Source organism: Mesorhizobium sp. XAP4 (assembly GCF_029269325.1).
Classification (GTDB): domain Bacteria; phylum Pseudomonadota; class Alphaproteobacteria; order Rhizobiales; family Rhizobiaceae; genus Mesorhizobium; species Mesorhizobium ciceri.
The window spans coordinates 700,997-716,099 of the sequence record NZ_JARIXW010000003.1 but is presented as its reverse complement, the minus strand read 5'-3'; the positions used below and the strand labels follow the sequence as shown (position 1 = coordinate 716,099).

14 protein-coding genes are annotated in these 15,103 nt (G+C 63.1%); 5 read left to right on the top strand and 9 right to left on the bottom strand.

The window, feature by feature from the left end; translation table 11 throughout:
* Positions 1-110 precede the first annotated feature (110 nt).
* Positions 111-2,333 (top strand): AMP-binding protein, encoded by a 2,223-nt coding sequence (locus tag P3C39_RS16890; protein ID WP_275953596.1) that lies wholly within the window; start codon positions 111-113, stop codon positions 2,331-2,333.
* Positions 2,334-2,360: 27 nt separating this feature from the next.
* On the opposite strand, the gene P3C39_RS16885 is transcribed toward P3C39_RS16890, so the two are convergent.
* The 3 genes from P3C39_RS16885 to P3C39_RS16875 form a co-directional block, all read right to left on the bottom strand.
* Positions 2,361-3,107, bottom strand: coding sequence for a phosphatidylcholine/phosphatidylserine synthase (locus P3C39_RS16885; protein WP_224621703.1), 747 nt, complete (start codon positions 3,105-3,107; stop codon positions 2,361-2,363).
* Positions 3,108-3,182: 75 nt separating this feature from the next.
* Positions 3,183-3,881 carry a phosphatidylserine decarboxylase gene (locus P3C39_RS16880; protein WP_013532543.1) on the bottom strand — a complete coding sequence of 233 codons (699 nt, stop codon included), beginning with the start codon at positions 3,879-3,881 and terminating at the stop codon, positions 3,183-3,185.
* A gap of 198 nt (positions 3,882-4,079) precedes the next feature.
* Positions 4,080-5,372: a DUF4375 domain-containing protein gene (locus P3C39_RS16875; protein WP_013532544.1), complete on the bottom strand. Its 1,293-nt coding sequence runs from the start codon at positions 5,370-5,372 to the stop codon at positions 4,080-4,082.
* 325 nt (positions 5,373-5,697) lie between these two features.
* Between P3C39_RS16875 and P3C39_RS16870 the strand changes: the two genes are divergently transcribed.
* The gene (locus P3C39_RS16870; RefSeq protein ID WP_013532545.1) at positions 5,698-6,561 is read left to right on the top strand and encodes an SMP-30/gluconolactonase/LRE family protein; all 864 of its coding nucleotides are present in this window, start codon (positions 5,698-5,700) and stop codon (positions 6,559-6,561) included.
* Positions 6,562-6,569: 8 nt separating this feature from the next.
* Here P3C39_RS16870 and P3C39_RS16865 read toward each other — a convergent pair whose 3' ends face one another.
* From P3C39_RS16865 to P3C39_RS16850, 4 genes are all read right to left on the bottom strand, one after another.
* The gene (locus tag P3C39_RS16865; RefSeq protein ID WP_013532546.1) at positions 6,570-6,917 is read right to left on the bottom strand and encodes an antibiotic biosynthesis monooxygenase; all 348 of its coding nucleotides are present in this window, start codon (positions 6,915-6,917) and stop codon (positions 6,570-6,572) included.
* A 108-nt stretch (positions 6,918-7,025) separates the two neighbouring features.
* Complete coding sequence (locus P3C39_RS16860) at positions 7,026-8,906, bottom strand: ABC transporter ATP-binding protein/permease (RefSeq protein ID WP_013532547.1); 1,881 nt, start codon at positions 8,904-8,906, stop codon at positions 7,026-7,028.
* 21 nt (positions 8,907-8,927) lie between these two features.
* Positions 8,928-9,260, bottom strand: coding sequence for a metalloregulator ArsR/SmtB family transcription factor (locus P3C39_RS16855; protein WP_013532548.1), 333 nt, complete (start codon positions 9,258-9,260; stop codon positions 8,928-8,930).
* A 272-nt stretch (positions 9,261-9,532) separates the two neighbouring features.
* Positions 9,533-10,990 (bottom strand): LysM peptidoglycan-binding domain-containing protein, encoded by a 1,458-nt coding sequence (locus tag P3C39_RS16850; protein WP_275953597.1) that lies wholly within the window; start codon positions 10,988-10,990, stop codon positions 9,533-9,535.
* Positions 10,991-11,115: 125 nt separating this feature from the next.
* Between P3C39_RS16850 and P3C39_RS16845 the strand changes: the two genes are divergently transcribed.
* Positions 11,116-11,727, top strand: a complete 612-nt coding sequence (locus tag P3C39_RS16845) for a TIGR00730 family Rossman fold protein (protein ID WP_013532550.1) — start codon at positions 11,116-11,118, stop codon at positions 11,725-11,727.
* A gap of 186 nt (positions 11,728-11,913) precedes the next feature.
* Here the strand turns inward: P3C39_RS16845 and P3C39_RS16840 are convergent, their stop codons facing one another.
* Positions 11,914-12,822 carry a LysR substrate-binding domain-containing protein gene (locus tag P3C39_RS16840; RefSeq protein ID WP_275953598.1) on the bottom strand — a complete coding sequence of 303 codons (909 nt, stop codon included), beginning with the start codon at positions 12,820-12,822 and terminating at the stop codon, positions 11,914-11,916.
* Positions 12,823-12,932: 110 nt separating this feature from the next.
* On the opposite strand from P3C39_RS16840, the gene P3C39_RS16835 reads away from it, so the two are divergent.
* Together P3C39_RS16835 and P3C39_RS16830 are read left to right on the top strand one after the other, a co-directional pair.
* The gene (locus P3C39_RS16835; RefSeq protein WP_013532552.1) at positions 12,933-13,223 is read left to right on the top strand and encodes a muconolactone Delta-isomerase family protein; all 291 of its coding nucleotides are present in this window, start codon (positions 12,933-12,935) and stop codon (positions 13,221-13,223) included.
* Positions 13,224-13,397: 174 nt separating this feature from the next.
* Positions 13,398-14,396: a transporter gene (locus P3C39_RS16830; RefSeq protein WP_064993161.1), complete on the top strand. Its 999-nt coding sequence runs from the start codon at positions 13,398-13,400 to the stop codon at positions 14,394-14,396.
* A 16-nt stretch (positions 14,397-14,412) separates the two neighbouring features.
* On the opposite strand, the gene P3C39_RS16825 is transcribed toward P3C39_RS16830, so the two are convergent.
* The gene (locus tag P3C39_RS16825; RefSeq protein WP_275953599.1) at positions 14,413-15,099 is read right to left on the bottom strand and encodes a glutathione S-transferase family protein; all 687 of its coding nucleotides are present in this window, start codon (positions 15,097-15,099) and stop codon (positions 14,413-14,415) included.
* Positions 15,100-15,103: the final 4 nt, after the last annotated feature.

Sequence of the window (15,103 nt, the reverse complement as noted above, 5' to 3'; positions counted from 1 at the left end):
GCACCAAGGGAAGCAAAAGCTCCGCATTGACCTTGCTCCCACATCGTCTAGGTTCTGGCCGACACGGCCGCAAAGAGCCGAGATGCTAAAAACGTTGGGAGAGACGCGGCATGATCCTGACACTGGCGCTGCTTGCGGGTCTTGTTCTGGCCTGGCTCCTGATTGGCGTGGCGGAAAAATTCCGCCTCGGCCTACGCTTCACCCAGGCGCTGCTCTATGTCCCGTTCAAGCTTGCCTACCGGATCGGAGACAGCCGCATCAGGATCGCCCGCAAGGCGCAGGCCCCAGTCATCTACGTCATCTCTCATCAATCGCGCTTCGAGCCGGCGCTGATGCTGTCGCTGCTGCCGGAAGACACGCTGCATATTCTCGATGAGGTCTCGGCGCGCTCGCCGTGGCTCGAACCTTGGCGCGAGCTTGGCCGTACCATCGCCTTCAACGCCGAACATGTCTTCGTCAGCCGCCGGCTGGTGCGGGTGCTGAAGGGCAAGGGCCGGCTCGCTGTCTATCTGCCGGATGCAGTCGAGCCCGACGTCAAGACGTTTCGGTTGTTTCGTGCCGTCACCCGCATCGCCATGCAGGCCGATGCCAAGATCGTGCCGATCTTCGTCGGCGGCGCGCGCAGCCTGCCGGTGTCGCTGACGCCTGGGGACAAGGCGCCACGACACTGGTTTCCGCAACTGTCGATCAGCGTGCTGGAGCCGATGACCATCACTGAGTTGGTGGCGCGCAACCCCGAGCAGGCCTCGAACACCAACGCGCTGTTCGACCGTGTCGCCGAGGCGCGGCTCTTCGGCACCAACCTCGATCGTGGCCTGTTCCTGGCCATGCGCGATGCCGCCGACCGCGTCGGCGCTTCGCATATCATCATCGAGGACGTGATCTCCGGCGCGCTGAGCTACCGCAAGCTGTTCATCGGCGCCCGCGTCCTGGGCAGGCGCTTCGAGGCGGTAACGGCTCCGGGCGAGGCAGTCGGCGTGATGCTGCCCAATGCCAATGGCGTCGTGCTGTCGCTCACCGGCCTTCTGTCGGCCGGCCGGGTGGCGGCGATGATCAACTACACGGCCGGGCCGGCGAGCGTCACCGCGGCCGTGCGCACGGCGGTGATAAGGACCGTGATTTCGTCCCGCGCGTTCGTCGAGAAGGCCGACCTTGCCGATATCGTCGCGGCGGTCGAAAAGGGCGGCGCCAGGCTTCTCTGGCTCGAGGATGTGCGGGAGAGCGTCACCGCGCCGGACAAGCTTGCCGCCGCCTTGCTGTGGCGCTGGCCGCTGCAGCGACAGGACGCGGCCAAGCCGGCGGTGATCCTGTTCACCTCGGGCTCGGAAGGCACGCCGAAGGCAGTCGTGCTGTCGCACAAGAACCTTTACGCCAACGCCATGCAGGCTGAGGCGCGCATCACCATCTCGCCCGCCGACATCCTGCTCAACGTGCTGCCGGTGTTCCATTCGTTCGGCCTGACGGGCGGCACCATCCTGCCGCTGGTCACCGGGGTAAAACTGTTCCTCTACCCCTCGCCGCTGCACTACAAGATCATCCCCGAGGTTGCGCGCAAGGTGAAACCGACCATTATGTTCGGCACCGACACGTTCCTCGCCAACTATGCGCGTACCGCCAAGGACGGCGATTTTTCCAGCCTGCGCTTCGTCGTTGCCGGCGCCGAGGCGGTGAAGCCGGAAACCCGCCGCGTCTATCGCGAACGCTTCCAGGCCGAGATCATCGAAGGGTTCGGGCTGACAGAGGCGGCACCGGTGGTTGCCGTCAACACGGCAATCCATGGCCGCGACGGTACCGTCGGGCGGCTGCTGCCGGCCATGCGCATGAAGCTTGAGCCGATCGAAGGCATTTCCGATGCCGGCCAATTGTGGCTCGACGGACCGAACCTGATGATGGGCTATATGACATCGGACCGCCCCGGTGAATTGCAGCCGCTGACGGGCTGGCACGACACCGGCGACATCGTCGCTGTCGACCGCGAAGGCTTCATCACCATTCGCGGCCGCGCCAAGCGCTTCGCCAAGATCGCCGGCGAGATGGTGTCGCTGGGTGCTGTCGAGATGCTGGTGCAGTCGTTGTGGCCGGAAGAACGCCATGCGGCGGTAGCGGTGCCGGACAAGAGGCGCGGCGAGCGCATTGTGCTGGTCACCACCGCCGACGACGCCAATCCCGACGAGTTGCGCAGATTCGGCAAACAAGCGGGCGCCGCCGAACTGATGGTGCCCAACGACATCGTCAAGGTCGAGGAAATCCCGGTGCTGGGTTCGGGCAAGACCGACTATGTCTCGACCCGAAAGCTGGCGATCGACAGGCTGGGGCTCGGCGTCGCGGCCTGAGTCGGATCAAGCACTTCCGCCGACCTTCTAACCTATATCCGAAGGCGGTACCTTCTCGCCCTCCAGCTTGGCGCGTTTCGAATAGGCGCGCACACTGAACGGCAGGAAGATCAGGTAGCCGGCAACCGAAGCGGTCAGCGTGTACCAGGGGTAGGTCATCAGCAGCAGTACGTAGAGCACGACACCCAGGATGATCGGCAACACCCTGTCGCCCGGGATTTTCAGGCTCTTGCCGGAATAGACCGGCAGCCGGCTGACCAGCAGGAAGGCGACCAGTATGGTAAAGCCGGTGGCGACGAAGGCCGCTGGACGACTGGGCTCCAGCCCTGTGCGCAGGAAATAGAGATAGAGCGGCAGCATCACCAGCACAGCACCAGCCGGCGCCGGCACGCCGACGAAATATTCGGACTGCCATATCGGGCGGTCGGCCTTCTCGTCGTCGAGCACGTTGAAGCGGGCGAGCCTTAGCCCGCAGGCGATGGCGAACAGCAAGGCCGCAATCCAGCCCGGCGAGCCGGCACGGTCGAGCAGGAAGGCATAAAGCACCAAAGCCGGGGCGACGCCGAAATTGACGATGTCGGCCAGCGAATCCATCTGGGCGCCGAATTTGGAGGTTGCCTTCAGCATCCGCGCCAAGCGGCCATCAATGCCGTCGAGGAAAGCGGCCAGCAGCACCATCACCACGGCCGGCTCGAAGCGGCCTTCGAAGCCGAAGCGGATGCCCGACAGACCGGCGCAGATGGCAAGCACGGTGACGAGGTTGGGCAGCACCATGCGCATCGGGATCTCGCGGATGCGCGGACCGCCGCTGGCATGGGCCTCGAACTTCTTATACTGCGTGCCCACGGCTCAGGAAATCCGCACGAGGGGTGTGCCGGCGACACCGCCGAATTCGGCCAGCACGGTTTCGCCGCCGACCGCTGTCTGGCCGACGGCAACGCGCGGCGTGGCGGTCAAGGGCAGGAAGACATCGACGCGCGAGCCGAAGCGGATCAAGCCGAAACGCTCGCCGGTGCCGATCGAGCCGCCCGCCTCGGCCCAACAGACGATCCGCCGCGCCACCAGGCCGGCGATCTGGACGGCGGCGATCGTGCCGTTGGGGCTTTCGATGACCAGGCCGTTGCGCTCGTTCTCGGTGCTGGCCTTGTCGAGTTCGGCGTTGAGGAATTTTCCGGGCCGGTGTTCGATCCTGACGATACGACCGCGTACCGGGGCGCGGTTCACGTGACAGGAAAAGACATTCATGAACACCGAGATGCGGGTCATCTCGACATTGCCGAGGCCGAGTTCGCGCGGCGGCACGGCCGGCCCGACCGCCGAGATGATGCCGTCGGCGGGGCTGACCACCAAGCGGTCGTCGACCGGCGTGACGCGCTCGGGATCGCGGAAGAAATAAACGCACCAGGCCGTCAGGATCAGACCGATCCAGAACAGGACCGAGGAGAAATAGCCGAGGAAAAGCGTCGCCGCGCCAAACGCCGCGATGAAGGGATAGCCTTCGCGATGGATCGGTACGAACGCGTTCTTGACCGTATCGACAAGGCTCATCAGCTAAAAACAGGCTCCGTTTCAAGTCCGGCCTCAATAGCCGAAAGCCCCCCTCGCCGCAACGCAACAATCGGCGGCGCGGGCGAACGGGCAAGGGCCTGTCGCCTCAGGATAGCCGAACGCTCCGCGTTCGTGAGGTCGCGACCGGCTCGCATGCCTGTGCCACTGGCGTCAGAATTTCGAGACAATCAGCCCAGATCAGTTGGCACCATCGGCTTCGGCGCGCACAAAATGTTCTTCGATCTCAAGCCTATGGGCATCCGCCAGCGGATCTTCGGCGCCCGACCTCAAGAGCGCGCTCCCGTTGGGAGAGGACACCAAAAACAGCAGTCTACCGTCAGCAGCAACTGTCCAACTGACGACCGATCCTCCCTCGCTCGGAATCAGCATCGATGGCAAAGCAACTGCTCCTGCCGTATCAATTCCAGCCCTGCGCAAAAGAAGGTCGAGGGCTGCTGGTGCCCCGTATTCATCAGCCAGTTCGATGACTGTCGCTATTGAATCAGCGCCGACATGCGACAGCTTCAGACCGACACGTGGAGCACCTTCGCCAAGTAACTCATCAACGCTATCGACCGGTCCGAGGTCGAGTTGCAGTTCTGTACCATCAGCAGCCAGGTACTGGTATGCAGCCGCATGCGTTGGCGTGACTACGCACAAACGCACCCTGCCGGCGTTGGTTACGACCGGAAATGTCATCTGCTTCTCGCCATCTATGTCCAACATCCGTCCTTTGCCGAGCCCGAGCTTAACCTCGGGCTGCGGCAAAGCTGCACAGGCGAGCCCGATGCCCACTTCAAGTCGGCTCGTCATCACTGCTTTCAGATGGAACACCGAACGATGGCGCAATCGAGGTTCGCGCCTGGAGTTGGCCATCACAATGTCAAGAGTGGCCTCCTGGCATTCGGCATCGTCGACAATCTCCAGTTCAGGCCAGGAGGCTATCCAACCCACTGCGCGGGCAAGCATCGGGACGCTGTCTTCCTCCTTGTAAAAAAGATCGTCGAGTCCATCAAGGAAATCAGCGCGGCCACCTTCGAATCCAGTCTGTTCCTCCGCTTCCTTGGGATGTTCCCGGACCCAAGCAACCATCTGTTTCAAAATAGCTAAATGGTTTTCTGCTCGCATTCCAGCCAAAGCCAAATGCACATCCGAGGTGACTTTATCGAGGTGATCACGGTAATTGTGAATAAATTGGCTATGGCCGCCATTAGCCACTTCCATCCCGTATAGGTAAGCGTGAAAAAACTGCCTCGCTGACGGCGGTATTTCGTGATCTTTGTAGAGGCCCTGATCAAACATTGCGGTCACGAAATCCATGACTGCAGTCACGAGGTCAGCAACGTAGTTTTCCTTAGCGGCGCGCTCGACTGCTGAAAACGGGACAACAATTGAAGTCACGCGCGGACTGGCCGTCGGTTGCTCCGGCTGGTGCGCCGAAATCGTTGTCGACTGCTGCAGCCTTTTCTTTCGCGAAAAAATTCCGAACATTCCAAAGCCTTCTTACCCGGAGGAAAGCAATACCGGTAGATCAGAGTCTGTCAGCAGAATATCACTTGGAAAAGTGGATAAAAAGGCGCTTGAAATTCATTTTCACTGCGTCTTACCAATATTTTGAAGAACACTTCAACCGATAGTTTGAAGAACACTCCAAAAACTGACCTCGAGGCTTCGTCGCGAACTCAGCAAAGAGCAGCCAAACCAAAATTATCGGTTCTGTGCCTGTCGGCAGACCGCTGCCTCGCCCGTCCTTGGTGAGACAGCGCCATCATGGACCATTTGGCGATGCTGACGCACTCAACAAGGAGTCCCCTACATGCAGAAACCACCTGCCCCCCAAGCGCATCTCGTCACTGCCGGTCTCGCTTTCGGCGAGTCGCCGCGCTGGCATGACGGACGGCTGTGGCTTTGCAACTGGGGCACCGGCGAGATTATCGCCGTCGATGCCGACGGCAACCGCGAGGTCATGCTCACCGTACCGGCTGTCCTGCCCTACTCCATTGACTGGCTGCCGGATGGCCGCCTGCTCGTCATCTCCGGCCGCGAAGGGCTGCTGCTACGACAGGAGGCCGACGGGAGCCTCGTCACTCGCGCCGATTTGCGTGACCTGTCGAAAAGCCCTTGGAACGAGATCGTCGTCGACGGGCGCGGCAACACCTATGTCAATGGCGGCGGACCGGCGCCGGCTTCTGGCGAGCATTTCAGCCCCGGCACCATCGTGTTGATCACGCCGGACGGCGCGGTCCGGCAGGTGGCGGAAAATATCGCCTTTGCCAACGGCATGGCAGTGAGCCCGGACAACAAGACGCTGATTGTCGCGGAATCCCATGCCAATCGGCTGACCGCCTTCGACATTGCCGCCGACGGCAGCCTTGCCAACCGAAGGGTCTGGGCCGACCTCGACGGCTATCCCGACGGCATCTGCCTCGATGCCGAAGGGGCGGCCTGGTATGCGGATGTTCCCAACAAGCGTTGCGTGCGGGTGCGTGAAGGCGGCGAGGTGCTGCAGACAGTGACCGTCGATCGCGGCTGCTTTGCCTGCATGCTGGGCGGCACCGACAGGAAAACGCTGTTCATTCTCGCCGCCGAATGGCGCGGCTTCGAGCATATGGTCAGCGACGCCCGCACCGGCCAGGTGTTCAGCGTCGAAGCGCCGGCACCTGGCATCGGCTGGCCGTAACAGCCTTGCTACAGCCCGGGAACCCTCTGATAGTTGGCGATGTCGGCGCGAACGCCGAGCCGGGCGATCGTCTCCTGCGGGTTGAAGGCGATGCGCTCGTGCGCGGCCTTGACGATCGGCACGACATTGTCGACGGCCGCCTGGCTTTCCCATTCGACGATGGTGACGAGGTTGAATTCGCCCGGCCCGGAGAATTGCTCGAGCAGGAAATCCTGCACGAAGCCATGCTGCAGGCGCAGCAATTCATGCGTTGTCCTGACCTTGGCGAGTATCTCCTCGCGGGCGCCGGCCGGGACGACGAATTTGTCCACCCTGAACACGCTGCCGCCGTTAACAGTCTGATTTATCTTGCTCATTTCGATTGCTCCGTTCCTGGATCATGGTGTTTTTTGGGCTCCAGGAACGGCCTACAATCTCAACTTAAGTTGAGATCAAGTGCAAAAATCAGATCACACGCCGAACCTTCAATTCACCTCCGACGTGCGCCGGCGGACGATGACACCAAGTTCGTCGCCTTCGCGAGCCAAGCGCAGCCGCTCTTCGGCCTCGGTCGCCTCGCGCTGGCGGTCCCACATCGAGGCGTAGAGGCCATGCTTGCGCATCAGCTCGGCATGGGTGCCGCGCTCGGCGATCTGGCCGTCCTGCAGCACGATGATCTCATCGGCCGTGATCACCGTCGACAGGCGGTGAGCGATGACGATGGTGGTGCGGCCACGGCTGACCAGATCGAGCGCGGCCTGGATCTCCTGTTCGGTGTGGCTGTCGAGCGCCGAGGTCGCTTCGTCGAGCATCAGGATCGGCGGCGCCTTCAAAATGGTGCGGGCGATTGCCACGCGCTGCTTCTCGCCGCCCGAAAGTTTTAGCCCGCGTTCGCCGACCATCGACTTGTAGCCGTCAGGCAATCGCTCGATGAACGGGCCGATCTGAGCGAGTTCGGCCGCCTTGCGCATATCCTCCTCGCTGGCACCGATGCGGCCATAGCGGATGTTGTAGGCGATGGTGTCGTTGAACAGCACGGTGTCCTGCGGCACCATGCCGATCGCCCCGCGCAGGCTCTCCTGCGTCACGTCCCTGATATCCTGGCCATCGATCAGCACCTGGCCGCCCTGCACGTCGTAGAAGCGGAACAGAAGCCGCGAGATGGTCGACTTGCCGGCACCCGAAGGCCCGACAATGGCGACGGTCTTGCCGGCCGGCACCTCGAAGCTGATGCCCTTCAGGATCTTCCGGTTCGGGTCATAGGAGAAGTGCACGTCGCGGAACTCGACCTTGCCGGCGCTGACCGCGATTGGCCTGGCATCCGGCTTGTCGACGATCTCCTGCGGCACATCCAGCAGATCGAACATCTGCTCGATATCGGTGAGCCCCTGGCGGATTTCGCGGTAGATGAAGCCGATGAAATTGAGCGGCACCGACAGCTGCATCAGCATGGCGTTGATGAAGACGAAGTCACCGACCGTCTGCGTGCCGGCCTGCACTTCGAGCGCCGACATGCACATGACGATGACGGTGCCCAGGCCGAAGATGATGCCCTGCCCGAAATTCAACCAGCCAAGCGAGGTCCAGATGCGCGTCGCGGCGACCTCGTAGCGTGCCATGGAGCGGTCGAAGCGCTCGGCTTCCATGCCCTCATTGTTGAAATATTTCACCGTCTCGTAGTTGAGCAGCGAGTCGATTGCCTTGGTGTTGGCGTCGGTATCGCTGTCGTTCATGTCGCGGCGGATCGAGATGCGCCAGTCGCTGGCGCGGACCGTGAACCAGACATAGACCCAGACGGTGACCGCGACGACGACCACATATTTCCAGCCATAGGTGTAGGCGAAGATGCCCGTGGTCAGCGCGAATTCGAGGATGGTCGGCGCCGTGTTGAGCATGATGAAGCGCACGATCGTCTCGATGCCCTTGGTGCCGCGCTCGATGATGCGCGACAGGCCGCCGGTGCGGCGCTCGAGATGGAAGCGCAGCGACAGTTGGTGCATGTGAACGAAAGTACGGAAGGCGAGCTGGCGCACGGCATATTGGCCGACGCGGGCAAACAGCGCGTCGCGCAACTGATTGAAGCCAAGCTGCACCAGGCGCACGACATTGTAGGCGACGACCAGCATGACGGGCGCCAGCAGGAAGCTCGGCAGCGGCGGCGCCGATTTGGCGTCGCCGGCCAGCGCGTCGGTCGCCCATTTGAAGAAATAGGGACCGGCGACCAGCGTCAGCTTGGCGACGACCAGCAACAGCGTCGCCCATGTGACCCGGGCTCTCAGATCGGCGCGATCCGCCGGCCACATGTAAGGCCACAAATTGAGCAGCGTCTTGAAAGTCGAGGAGTCGGAGACGGTTTTTTCGGCCATTTCTTGTGCCTTCTTCTTATTTCAGCGGCCGGAGCAGCAGGAATTGACGAGAGCGGCCACCGATGCGGAGACATCGGCGAGCGCGGCATGGTCGATCGCATAGCGCGAGCGCTGGCGATCGGGCTCGAAGCGAACCAGCCCGGCTTCGACCAGTATTTTCAGATGTTGTGACACGGTGGACTGCGCCAGATCTAAGCGGTCGACGACCTCGCGGCAGCAGCAGGAACTGCTCGTCGATAGGTGTTTCAGGATTTCGATCCGCGCCGGATGGGAAAGCGCTGCAAGTCGGGCGGCGACCGCACGGCTGTCCGGACCGCCGCATGATGCGTTTGTTTCCATCAGGGATTCTGCCATCGTTCATCGGCGATAGACGATGAACGGGCACGGGGCAAGCTAACCCTATGGGCAGAGCGCCGGAACCGCCAATCTCCCCCTCGTGGGAGAGATGTCCGGCAGGACAGAGAGGGGCGCGAAGGATCGCGACTTTCCACGATCAAAGCATTACGAGCAGCCGTAAGGTAGCTCGACCGGATTTGGCCGACAGGCTGGCGAGACAGCGCCCTCCTCTGCCCTGCCGGGCATCTCCCACAAGGGGGAGATTGCGCTCAACCGTCGGCGCTCAAACCCTACTCCGTCTTGGCGGGCGCTGTCGTTGCCTGCTCGCCCATGGCCTTGAGGTCGGCGGCTTCGCCTTCCTTCGACTTTTCCGGGACCTTGAACACCTGGCCCGGCCAGATGCGGTCGGGATCACTGATCTGGTCCTGGTTGGCGAGGTAGATGGTCGAGAAGCGTACGCCGTGGCCATAGACGCGCCGCGAGATCCGCCACAGCGTGTCGTTGCGGCGGATGATGACGGCGCCGTCGGCATGTTCAAGCTTGGGCGCCACCGTCTCGGGCACATCGCTTGGCGGCGTCGCCTCCGCCATAACGGCCGGAGCCTCGGTGGCGGGAGCAGGCGTAGTGGCCGCGGCCGGTGCCTCGGCGGCGGTAGGTGCGGCCGGCTTGGGCTGAACGGGCTTCGGCGCCGAGGGTGCCACGGCGGCGATCGCTTCGCCGGGCTCACGCTCGAACGGTACGGCCGCGCGGGCCACAACTGTCACACCGTCGGCATCGAGGCCGTCGACATGGATTGTGTAGCTGCCGACCGGAACGTCGCGCGTCGCCTCGACCAGGAAATGACCGTCCGTCGAAGTTTGCGCGTCACCGAGCAGGATGTCGTTGGCATAGGCGCGCACCTTGCGGCCGGCATCGGCGAGGCCGGCGACAAAGATCTTGCTGCCGTCGATCTCGACCGCCTCGACGACGATCTTGGGCTCGGTCACGCCTGCAGCGGGCGGCGTCGCCGGCGCTGCAGGAGCCGGTGCCGCGTCGACCACGGCTGGCGCTGGGGCGGCTGGCGCCGGAGCGGTTGCGGGGGCTTCGGCTGTGGGAGCAGCCGGCGCGGCGGCCGGAGCAGCCAGCTTTGTCTCGGGTGCGGGAACGGTCAGCAATTCGGCCGGCTTGCCCGGCTCCTCGACCATGGCCAGCACCTGGCCGGCCGCATCCTTGGGAACCGACACGACGGCGGTCTGCACCGAGGGCGTTACGACGTCACCGGTGGTCGCGCGCAGCGCGATCGTATAATCGCCGGGCTTCAGCGGATCATCGAGAATGATAACGAAGGCGCCATCGGGACCAGCGACCGTCGAGCCAAGCACCGTCGAGCCATTGAGGATTTCGACCTTGGCGTTGGGTGCCGCATTGCCGGCGACGACAATCGAGCCATTGCTTTCGACGCGCACGACATCGAAGGACGGTGCGACCGGACCGGTCGCAGCAGGCGCCGCCGCGTCCGCGGCCGGTGCGGCGGGTGCCGTTGCCTGGGGCACTGCGGCGGGAGCCGCCGGGACTTCAGCGGCGGGCAGCCGCGCTTCGGTGCCGGGATCGGCCGATTTTGCCGCTGCGGGCGGCGTCTGCGCCGCCACTTGCGCCGGCGGCGTGGGATTGAGATACGGGTCGAGTGCGCCCGCTACATAGGCGGTTCCCGCGGCCGCAACGGTCCCACCCGCCGCGAACAGGAACGCCTTCAGTGGATTAATTGCCATATTTCCCTACCCCTTAGCCACCTAACGCCGGTCTAGCCTGTTTTAGCAATACCGACAAGAAAAAGCCCAGGCCGTTAACCCTTGGGGCTTGACCGCGCTTTCAGACCCAATCACCAATCATCGACATGAACACGATTCGATCCGTCTGCGTCTATTGCGGCTCGTCTCCGGGCCGCGATGAAATCTATATCAAGGCCGGACACCTGCTCGGGCGCTCAATTGCCAAAGCGGGATTGCGGCTGGTCTATGGCGGCGGCACCAAAGGCATCATGGGCGCTGTCGCCGAAGGCGCGCTCAAGGCCGGCGGCAAGGTGACGGGCATCATTCCGCGCTTCCTGATCAACAAGGAGGCGAGCGAAACAGCGCTTGACCGGCTCGATGAACTCTTGATCACCGACAACATGCACGAGCGCAAGCACAAGATGTTCGAGAAATCCGACGCCTTTGTGGCACTGCCGGGCGGCATCGGCACGGTCGAGGAGATCGTCGAGATCATGACCTGGGGACAACTTGGCCATCATCGCAAGCCGATCGTCTTCGCCAATGTCAAAGGATTTTGGGATCCGATGCTGGCGCTGCTCGATCACATGGCCGCCGAAGGCTTCATCCACACCGCGCAGCGGGTCAAGCCGCTGGTCGTCGACGACCCCGAAGCGATCGTCGCCGCCATCATGGTAGCCGGATCGTCCGTCGACGCCCCGACCGAGGGCGTGCAGTCGGTGATCGATAAGATGTAGGGGAATAAGGCAGTAGGGCAGTAGGGCAATATGTGACAACAAGTGAATTGCCTGGAGGTCTCTGCCCTACTGCCCTACTGCCCTACTGCCCTACTGCCCTACTGCCCTACTGCCCTACTGCCCTACTGCCCTACTGCCCTACTGCCCTACTGCCCTACTGCCCTACTCCCCTACTGCCCTACTGCCCTACTCCCCTACTCCCCTATTCCCCTCTTCCGCCGCAGCCTGCCGCAAATCGGCAATCACCGCGCGCCGGTCATGACGCCGCCAGGCGAGATGGAGTGAAACCGTGCGGTCGAACCACGGCAGGTCGCGAAACACGATCCGCGGCGGCGCAGCGGCACGCAGGCTGGCTTGCACCGTCGCCAGGCCGAGACCCGCGCTGACAAGGCCGAGCGAGGTCAGCGGGTCCGCCGTCTCATAGGCGATGTCGGGCAAGAAGCCGGCTTTGGCGCAGGCGGCAAGGAACTGGCCGCGATTGGTGTCGTCCGGCTGGCGCACGACGGTGATCCAGGTGCGACCGTCAAGATGGTGAGGCCCGATCTCTGGCACTTCAACGAGTGGGTCATCTTCGGGGATCGCCAGCACCAGCGGCTCATGCCGCAGCGCCATGGCGGCGACATCCGGATCATCATCGGGTGGCGGCGAGTAGACAAAGCCCAGATCCAGCGACCGCTGCCGTAGCCCTTCCAACTGCGCCGCCGAACGCAGGCTTCTCAGCTGCAGGTGGAAATCCGGCCGGTCGCGACGGAACTGGCGCAGCATCCCGGCGACAAGCCCGGCATGAACGGCCCCTTCGACATAACCGATGGCGAGCCGGCCGACGGCACCGCTGGCCAGGTTGCGGCCGAACTCCTCCACACGTCGCGCATTGGACAGCAGCGCGCGGGCCTCGGTGAGGAAGGCGCGGCCCTCGGCGTTGAGATGGACCCGCTGCTTCGACCTCTCAAAGAGGGAAACACCCAACTGCTCCTCGAGCTGGATGATCTGCCGGCTGAGTGGCGATTGGGAAATATGCAGCATTTCGGCTGCGCGCCCGACATTTCCGGTTTCGGCGACCGTGACGAAATAGCGGAGCTGGCGCAGGTCGAACATTTCTCCTCCAAGGCTCAAGTCCCTTTGGGTCTCAACTTTAGCCTAATCAGTCTTGGACTGTCTCACCAGCCAAAAGCGATAATCGGCCATCCCAACCAAAGGAGACCGCCATGCAGTTCTTTGCCCTTCTCGCTCGCAACACCGAAAAATTTACCGATGCCGATTTCGCTCCACTTCTGCCCGGCGAAGCCGAACAGCGGCGCACGCTCTACGCCGAAGGGGCGGTACGTCAGGTGTGGAACCGAGGCGACATCCCGGGCAGCGGCATGATGCTCGAGGCTGCTGATGATGCTGAGGTTCGCGGCCACCTCGCCACCTTGCCGTTGGTCAAGGCCGGCATGATGGACATTGCCGCAATCGTGCCCCTCAAGCCCTACCCCGGCTTCGGCCCGAAGCACTGACAGGGCACATCCGGGGGTGACGAAGGCGTCACCCCCGGATTGACACGGGGGATCGACAGACTGTGATCGGCTGTCAAGAAACCGTCACACGAAACCGGCTTCGCGCGTGCTAGGAATCAGTATCAGGCAGCCGCCGTGCGGCGCCATCTTCGGAACATGCATCTGGCACCGCCCATGGACATCACTCTCGCCCCGGAAGGCACCGATCTGTCGCCCTACCTGCCCGACGAGCACGGACTGTTCTTCATCTATCACTTCACCGCTGAGGGCGTGCGAACCAGGGACGCCGCCGCCGCGCACTGGACATGGCGCAGCTACCAGCTTTCCGACATGCGGGCCCGTCACGAAATCGGCGCCGATCGGGCTTTGCCGGCACCGGCGCGTGAAGCTTTCCTGTCCGCCAGCCATGGCTGCCACATCGACCTCGAGGACGACTGGCTCTATGGCGATCTGCCGGACCTGCGCCATGACTATTCGGCGGAAGCGGGCGGGCTTGGCCATTTCCGCTTCGCGCTCAATGACACGATGCTGGTCGGCGCCCGCAAGCAACCGCTGCAGTCGGTCGACAACATCCGCAAGGCGATCGAGAATGGATCGCGCAAGTTCCGCTCGCCAGCCGAGTTGATCGAGGCTGTCGTCGGCCAGTCGTTCGATGGCATGGTGGCGGAACTTGCGGCACTCGGCGACAGTCTCGACGGCATCGAAGACCGTATCGTCTGCGACGCATGGCACAATGAACGGCAATCCCTGGTCGACGCGCGCCGGCATCTGGTGGTGATCCACAGGCAGATGGCGACGCTGACCAATCTGTTCCGTCACCTTGATCATTCGCACCGCAACGACCTGCCAGACAGCATCAACGACATGGCCGCGCGCCTTTCACACCGGGCGCAGACGCTGCACTATGACGGCGAGCAATTGCAGGCGCGCGCCCGGCTATTGCAGGACGAGCTTATGGCAAAGCTGACGACGCAGTCGAACCGGCTGCTGTACGTCCTGTCGGTGATGACGGCGGTGCTGTTGCCGATGACCATCATCTCAGGCCTGTTCGGCATGAACGTTGGGGGCCTGCCGCTGGTCGACACGCCAATGGGCTTTTGGGTGGTGACTGCTGTGTCGATGGTGATCGCGGGCGCGACCTATCTCTTTGTCAGGCGGCTCGGACAGATGTAGCACCCGCCGGCAGCTTTCACGCAGTGGCGCGAAGATCCTCGATGATGGTGCCGGCGGCGGCCACTTCCGCTTCGTGATCGGGCTCGCGCCAGGCCTCGGCAAGCCCAGCCGCATGCCATTCGCGCATCGCCGGCAGAGCAAGCAACTGCGCCGGATACGCTGCAGCCGCACCCTCGAAGGAGAGCCCATAAGACTGTGCGCGGAACGCCACCGGGGCAAAGAAAGCATCTACTGCGGTGAAATGAGCGCCCGCCAGAAATGGCCCGCCGAAACGAGCAAGACCATCATTCCAGAGGTCGTCGAGGCGAAAGAGGTCCTGCTTCAGCGCATCGGACATCGGAAACGGCTCTACCCGCACGCCGCAACTCATCGGACAGGCGCTGCGCAATGCGGTGAAGCTCGAATGCATCTCGGCGGCGGCCGAGCGCGCCCAGGCGCGCGCCTTGGCTTCGACGGGCCACACGCCATGGTGGCGTTCGGCCAGATATTCGACGATGGCCAGCGAATCCCAGACCGCCCAGCCGTCGTCGACCAGGCACGGCACGCGGCCGCTCGGCGAGAAGGAACGGTACAGATCCCAGCTCGATCCGGTCGGGAATGGCGTCAGCCGCTCCTCAAATGGGATATCCAGCGCGCGCATCAGCACCCAGGGCCGCAGCGACCATGAGGAATAATTTTTGTTGGCGATATGCAGCAGGTACATCGAA

Bases quoted from the DNA above. Each gene is read 5' to 3' on its own strand.
- P3C39_RS16885 (WP_224621703.1), bottom strand. From the start codon at position 3,107: ATGGTGCTGCCCAACCTCGTCACCGTGCTTGCCATCTGCGCCGGTCTG.
- P3C39_RS16855 (WP_013532548.1), bottom strand. From the start codon at position 9,260: ATGGCAGAATCCCTGATGGAAACAAACGCATCATGCGGCGGTCCGGAC.
- P3C39_RS16845 (WP_013532550.1), top strand. From the start codon at position 11,116: ATGAACACGATTCGATCCGTCTGCGTCTATTGCGGCTCGTCTCCGGGC.
- P3C39_RS16840 (WP_275953598.1), bottom strand. From the start codon at position 12,822: ATGTTCGACCTGCGCCAGCTCCGCTATTTCGTCACGGTCGCCGAAACC.
- P3C39_RS16860 (WP_013532547.1), bottom strand. From the start codon at position 8,906: ATGGCCGAAAAAACCGTCTCCGACTCCTCGACTTTCAAGACGCTGCTC.
- P3C39_RS16870 (WP_013532545.1), top strand. From the start codon at position 5,698: ATGCAGAAACCACCTGCCCCCCAAGCGCATCTCGTCACTGCCGGTCTC.
- P3C39_RS16835 (WP_013532552.1), top strand. From the start codon at position 12,933: ATGCAGTTCTTTGCCCTTCTCGCTCGCAACACCGAAAAATTTACCGAT.
- P3C39_RS16875 (WP_013532544.1), bottom strand. From the start codon at position 5,372: ATGTTCGGAATTTTTTCGCGAAAGAAAAGGCTGCAGCAGTCGACAACG.
- P3C39_RS16830 (WP_064993161.1), top strand. From the start codon at position 13,398: ATGGACATCACTCTCGCCCCGGAAGGCACCGATCTGTCGCCCTACCTG.
- P3C39_RS16865 (WP_013532546.1), bottom strand. From the start codon at position 6,917: ATGAGCAAGATAAATCAGACTGTTAACGGCGGCAGCGTGTTCAGGGTG.
- P3C39_RS16825 (WP_275953599.1), bottom strand. From the start codon at position 15,099: ATGTACCTGCTGCATATCGCCAACAAAAATTATTCCTCATGGTCGCTG.
- P3C39_RS16850 (WP_275953597.1), bottom strand. From the start codon at position 10,990: ATGGCAATTAATCCACTGAAGGCGTTCCTGTTCGCGGCGGGTGGGACC.
- P3C39_RS16890 (WP_275953596.1), top strand. From the start codon at position 111: ATGATCCTGACACTGGCGCTGCTTGCGGGTCTTGTTCTGGCCTGGCTC.
- P3C39_RS16880 (WP_013532543.1), bottom strand. From the start codon at position 3,881: ATGAGCCTTGTCGATACGGTCAAGAACGCGTTCGTACCGATCCATCGC.